A 3849-nucleotide genomic window follows, 5' to 3' on the forward strand; every position below is an offset into this window, starting at 1 on the left:
AACAAACGGGCATGTTAGGTGTCTGTTATTATCCCGAGCACTGGTCCGAGGATCATTGGCCACGCGACGCGCAAAGAATGTATGATCTTGGGCTGCGTTATGTCCGGATTGGCGAATTTGCGTGGGGCCGCATTGAAAAGGCGGAAGGCCTATTTGATTGGGCCTGGATGGACCGCGCGATCGACGTGCTGGGCGCGGCCGGACTGAAAGTCGTGCTTGGCACGCCCACGGCAACGCCGCCCAAATGGCTGTGCGAAAAATATCCCGACATTTTGCCTGTCGATATCAACACCGGCCAAGTTCGTGGTTTCGGATCACGCCGCCATTATGATTTTTCGAGTGAAACATATTTGGTGCAGGCCGAACGCATCACTGCTGCCATGGCTGCGCGTTATGGCAGTCATCCGCATGTGGCCGGTTGGCAGACCGACAATGAATTGTGCTGCCACGATACGACCATGAGCGCATCGCCAGCGGCGCTGGAAAAATTCCGGGCCTATTGCGCGCAACGTTATGGCACGATTGCGGCGCTGAATGCGGCGTGGGGTAATGTGTTCTGGTCAATGGAATATGACCATTTTGACCAGATCGATCTGCCCTTTTTCACAGTGTGCGAAACGAACCCCGCGCATCGCTTGGCCTATCGGCGCTTTGCGTCGGAACAGGTCGTGCGCTTTCATGACGTCATGATATCGGCCATTCGCCGCCACGCCGCGCCGCACCAGTGGGTGACGCATAATATCATTCCGCCGGCGACAACGGGTGTCGACAATGCCGCGCTGACCCGCGAGCTCGATTTTGTAAGCTACGACAATTATCCGCTCGGTTTTTCCGATCAGCTCATGGCCAAAGCCTCGGCTGATGAATGGAAACCCTTCATGCGCACGGGGCACCCTGATTTGGCGGCGCTCAATTTTGATTCGGTGCGCGGGCTATCCAAAGGTGCATGGTGGGTGATGGAGCAGCAGCCCGGGCCCGTAAACTGGGCGCCGCATAATCCGCGTCCTGCGCCGGGCATGGTGCGGCACTGGACGCTTCAGGCTTTTGCCCATGGCGCAGCCTGCGTGGCCTATTTCCGTTGGCGGCAAGTGCCCTTTGCGCAAGAACAAATGCATGCCGGGCTCAGACGGCCGGATGACATGCCCGCCGCGGCGTGGGCAGAAGTGGAACAGGCCGCATCGGACATGCAGCGGCTTGGCGACTTGTCCGTTGTCGCCGCAAAGTCCCCTGTCGCCATAGTCATTGATCCGGTGTCCGGCTGGGTCGACGATATTGAACGGCAGGGTGCGGGATATCGCTATGATGCGGTCGTCTTCCAATATTATCGCGCATTGCGTGGCCTGGGCGTGGATGTTGACTTTGTGTCCGCAGGCGACGCGCAGCTGGCTGGATATCGACTGGTCGTTGTGCCGACCATGGCGGTGGTTGACGATGCCGCGTTCGATGCGTTGCAGGCGAGCGATGGCCTATTGCTCTTTGGTCCACGCTCCGGCGCGAAGACCGATGAATTTTCGATGAGCGAAGGCCTGCCGCCCGGGCGCCTGCGTGACTTTGTGCCGATAAAAGTCACTTCGGTCGAAACGCTGCGTGCGGATTGCGGGGGCAGCATTGCGTATAAAGGCGCGGAATATGAAAGCGGCCGTTGGCGCGAGACGATTGAAGTTGGCGATGCGGGCATCATCGCAACCTATGAAGATGGCGCGCCGGCAGCGGTGCGGGCGGGCCGAAGCATCTATCTTGCGACGCTGACGGACGATGCCTTTCTGACGAACTTGCTCGTCGATTTATGTGCGGAGGCGGACGTGCAGATTACACCGTTGCCGCCCACACTGCGCTTGCGCCGACGGGGCGAACTTACCTTTGCGTTCAATCTGGATAGTGCCAACGCGCGCGCGCCTGCACCAGTGGGCGCAGAGTTTGTGATCGGTGGTTCGGACATCGAACCTTATGGCGTTGCTGTCTGGCGTTAACGTTCTTTGGTCGCGCTGAATTTCAGGTCCGGATGCTTTTCCTGCTGATAACCAACATCCCATGCCGAACGCGCCATAAACACGGGATGGCCATCGCGGTCCTTCGCCATGTTTCCGCCATTGAACGAGATGAATTGCGCCAGTGCCGTATCCGACCCGATGAGCCAGCGGGCAGTGTCGTATGGCGCAGTCTCCAGAAACGCATCGACCTTATATTCCGCCTCAAGCCGCGAAATCAGAACGTCGAGCTGCAGTTGCCCGACGACGCCAATTACCCAGTTTGAGCCGATCTCCGGATAGAATACCTGAATGACGCCCTCTTCGCTCAGGTCATCCAACGCCTTGCGCAGCTGCTTGGTCTTCGTAGGGTCACGCAACACCACGCGGCGCAAAATTTCCGGTGCAAAGTTGGGCAGGCCGGTAAAGCGCACGTCGTTGCGTTCGGACAAAGTGTCGCCGACGCGCAAGGTGCCATGGTTGGGAATGCCGATGATATCGCCGGGTTCCGCGCTGTCGGCAATTTCGCGATCTTGCGCGAAAAACAGGATCGGCGAATGAATCGCAACCGGCTTGCCAAGCCCCGAAGGCGTGAGCTTCATGCCGCGTTTGAAGGTGCCGGAACATAGCCGCATGAACGCGATGCGGTCACGGTGCTGCGGGTCCATATTGGCCTGCACCTTGAAAATGAAGCCGGTAACTTCTTTTTCAGACGGATCAATGTCGCCCTTTGAACTGGGTTGCGGGCGGGGTGGCGGCGCATATTTTGCGATGGCGGTGATAAGCTCGATCACGCCGAATTCTTTCAGCGCGGAACCGAAATAAACTGGCGTTAGATCACCATTTTGGAACGCGGTCAGGTCGAACTCGGAATATCCAGCCTGGGCAAGCTCCGCCTCTTCGCGCAGCCGCGCGACGCCCGCAGGCGTGAGCACATCTTCAAGGCTTGTCGCATCCAGGCCGGCATGGTCGCTGACTTTGCCTTCAAATGCCTTGCTATCGCCCGATGGCTGGCTCAGGCGACCGCTGTTAAAGTCATAAAGGCCTTCAAACTCGCCGCCCATGCCCACAGGCCAGTTCATAGGGCACACATCGAGCGCCAGTGCATCGGCGACTTCATCGATCGTCTCAAATGCGGGGCGACCTTCACGGTCCACCTTGTTGACGAAGGTGATGATCGGAACGCTGCGCAGGCGGCAAACTTCGAAAAGCTTGCGGGTCTGCGGCTCAATACCTTTTGCGGCGTCGATGACCATGATGGCCGAATCGACCGCAGTCAGCGTCCGGTACGTATCTTCGGAGAAATCTTCATGTCCCGGCGTGTCGAGCAGGTTGAAGACAATGCCGTCTTTTTGAAACGTCATCACCGATGACGTAACCGAAATTCCGCGCTGCTGTTCGATCTTCATCCAGTCGGAACGCGCACGGCGTGCCTGACCACGCGCCTTTACTTCGCCGGCCAAGTGAATGGCGCCACCTTGAAGCAAAAGCTTTTCAGTCAGCGTTGTTTTACCCGCATCGGGGTGGGAGATAATGGCAAAGGTTCGGCGGTTGAGCGTCATACCGCGCGGCTTAGGGATGATTGATTATCGCTTCAACCCGTTTGTCAGAAGGTCAGCAGCGATAGTCGCAACTTCAGCCGCGTCGCGATCTTCATCAAGGACACCATAACGAAGTCCCAAAAACACGTTCATGCCGACAATGGCCCACGCATGGACTTCTTCGACATCGCTCCGCACTTGTCCTTTGGTCGCGGCTTCTTTCAAGCTGGCGAGATATCCGTTGACGGTATTTTCATAATGCGCGCGGTAACTTGGCGGATCGACAAATTCAGCTTCGTCAATAATCCGGTACAGTTCCTTATGCTCGCGCACAAAATTCA

Annotated in this window: 2 protein-coding genes and 1 pseudogene; 1 reads left to right on the forward strand and 2 read right to left on the reverse strand. The window is 57.6% G+C overall.

Annotated elements, in window-relative coordinates; all coding sequences use genetic code 11:
- Nucleotides 1-1970, forward strand: a 1970-nt coding sequence (locus tag ACIQ5B_RS10420) for a beta-galactosidase (RefSeq protein WP_397598962.1), incomplete at its 5' end; no start/stop codon positions are given.
- Here the strand turns inward: ACIQ5B_RS10420 and ACIQ5B_RS10425 are convergent.
- Both ACIQ5B_RS10425 and ACIQ5B_RS10430 read right to left on the reverse strand, forming a co-directional pair.
- Nucleotides 1967-3529 (reverse strand): peptide chain release factor 3, encoded by a 1563-nt coding sequence (locus ACIQ5B_RS10425; RefSeq protein ID WP_397598963.1) that lies wholly within the window; start codon nucleotides 3527-3529, stop codon nucleotides 1967-1969. The two genes, ACIQ5B_RS10420 and ACIQ5B_RS10425, sit on opposite strands and share 4 nt — an antisense overlap.
- Nucleotides 3530-3553: 24 nt before the next feature.
- Nucleotides 3554-3849 (reverse strand): annotated as a pseudogene (locus tag ACIQ5B_RS10430) (TetR/AcrR family transcriptional regulator); the annotation flags it as partial.

The sequence above is a fragment of the Sphingorhabdus sp. genome (assembly GCF_044374345.1).
Classification (GTDB): Bacteria; Pseudomonadota; Alphaproteobacteria; order Sphingomonadales; family Sphingomonadaceae; genus Sphingorhabdus_B.